The 2,070-nt window shown below is 71.8% G+C and carries 2 protein-coding genes and 1 pseudogene; 2 read left to right on the top strand and 1 reads right to left on the bottom strand.

Annotation, left to right across the window (positions count from 1 at the left end):
* Positions 1-56: 56 nt before the first annotated feature.
* Positions 57-923: a DUF4132 domain-containing protein gene (locus tag ACWGIU_RS36540; protein ID WP_453712380.1), complete on the bottom strand. Its 867-nt coding sequence runs from the start codon at positions 921-923 to the stop codon at positions 57-59.
* A 202-nt stretch (positions 924-1,125) separates the two neighbouring features.
* Here ACWGIU_RS36540 and ACWGIU_RS36535 point away from each other — a divergent pair, with 202 nt between their 5' ends.
* Both ACWGIU_RS36535 and ACWGIU_RS36530 read left to right on the top strand, forming a co-directional pair.
* On the top strand, positions 1,126-1,872 hold the full coding sequence (locus ACWGIU_RS36535; RefSeq protein ID WP_453712379.1) for an HNH endonuclease family protein: 747 nt from the start codon (positions 1,126-1,128) through the stop codon (positions 1,870-1,872).
* Positions 1,869-2,070, top strand: a pseudogene (locus ACWGIU_RS36530) (hypothetical protein); the annotation flags it as partial. The gene ACWGIU_RS36535 and the pseudogene ACWGIU_RS36530, both read left to right, overlap by 4 nt.

The raw sequence follows: 2,070 nt of genomic DNA, 5'->3' as shown, positions 1-2,070 counted from the left end.
GCCGGCCTTGAGCAGCAGTTCGGCCTTGTTCATCTCGGTGTCTTCCTGGTTGGTGCTCACGCGTCCCCGCCCTCCTCGATCTTGCGCCCGGCGTACAGCGCCGCGGCCATCCGCATGCCCTCGGACCAGGCCACCGGTCCGACCTCGGTCAGGCGTACCGCCCGGCCGTCCTCGTCGTGCCAGCTCAGCGCGCCGGTGGTCGTCTCGTCCTCGTAGTAGGGTTCGCCGATCCAGACGGCGGCCTCGGCGGCGGACCCGGAGTCCCGGACCTTGCAGGTGGCGTAGCCGCCGGAGACCCGGTAGCCGAGGCTCGTGGCCCGGGCGGCGAGGCTGAAGCGGGTGGGGAATACCCCGCCCGCGTAGTCGCGGACCTCGGTGGCGGTGGCGGCGACCTCGGCGGGCTTGCGCCAGGTGGCCCGGTGGATCTGCTCGACCCGCTGCACGATGCCCAGCTCGGCGGCGAAGTCCCGTACGTCGTCCAGGTCGGGCAGCAGCACCGGGTGCGGCAGTGTCACCGTGCGCGGGGAGAGCCGTACGGTCTCGCCGTCGAGGTTGACCACCTTCAGCTCACCGGAGGCGGTGGCGTCCCGCAGGAAGCCCACCTCGTCCGGGTCGTCACCGACGACGGCCACGTCGCGCAGGGTGCTCTGCCAGGCCTCGTCCGGCCAGACCCTGGCGAGCAGTTCGGTCGGCACGGGCAGCGAGGAGACCATCCAGCTGTCGACCTGTGCGGCGCAGGCCGCCTCGTGCCGGTCGAGCCATTCGGCCAGCCTGCGCAGCCGGTCCACCTCGGGATGGTCCTTCAGGGCCTTGGGCAGTGTCTTCAACTGCCGTCCCGCCGTCCGCCCGGTGGTGGACCTCGCCGTCACGCGTCCCTCCACCAGAGCGATCTCGTACCCCTCGCCCGCCGCCAGCCATGCCATCAGCCGTGCCCCTCCGCCTGTACCGTTCCGGTTCCGCGCAGCCCTGACAGGGGGGAGCCCTCCCCCCTGAGCTGCGGTATGCCGGGAGACTAGCGAGAGCCACTGACAACGCCCGCCGGAGGGGCCTCAGTAGGTTGATTGTCCGGTTCTGGGTAGTGTCTCCGGGACAGCGTGCGGAGCGGTACCGGCTCGGGGTGGGGTTATGCGACGTCAGATACGTGTGACGGGTGCGGTGCTGGGGACGCTGCTGCTGGCCACCGCAACCGGGTGCTCCGGTCCGGTCGCGCCGGGCGGCGGGGACCCGAAGGCGTCCGCGCCCGCGGAGCCGCCCTCCACCGCGGCGCCGAAGTCGCCGAACGCACCCGGCGACGACGCCGAACCGGCCGGCGGGGACGTGCTGCCCGGTATGGTCAGCACCGCTGTGGCGCGCGCCCAGTTGGCGGCGCTCAAGGTTTCGCCGGTCGGGACGATGGCGGGTTACAGCCGGGACAGGTTCACGCACTGGGCGCAGCAGGGCAACAAGTGCGACACCCGTGAGGTGGTCCTCGAGCGCGACGGCACCGACGTCACCCGGGACGCCGAGTGCAAGGCCGTCTCCGGCAGCTGGAAGAGCCTCTACGACGGGGTGGTCGTCACCGACGCGGGAAAGATGGACATCGACCACATGGTGCCGCTCGCCGAGGGCTGGCGCTCGGGCGCGGCCGGCTGGGACTCCGCGCGGCGCAAGGCCTTCGCCAACGATCTGGCCCATCCCCAGCTGCTGGCCGTGACCGCGGCCTCGAACCGTTCCAAGGGCGACCAGAGTCCCGACCTGTGGCAGCCGCCGGACAAGGCGAGCTGGTGCCGGTACGGGCGGGCCTGGACCACCGTGAAATCCACGTACGGACTGACCGTCACCGAACCGGAGAAGAAGATGCTCACCACGATGCTGGACACCTGCGCCTCATGACGCAGCCGCACCGATGGCAGGACGAGGTGCTCGCCGGGCCGGGCGGCGCGATGACCGACGAGGTCGGCGTGATCACCGGCCCGCTGACGCTGCGTACCACGGTCGCGGCCGGGGGCCTGGTCCGGTTCGACGTCCAGTACAAGGACGCCGACGAGTGGTACACGCTCACCGGCAGCCCCCGGGCCCACCACGGCGCCC

It is taken from the genome of Streptomyces sp. NPDC054840, from assembly GCF_053611065.1.
This window is presented reverse-complemented; position numbering and strand designations above follow the sequence as displayed.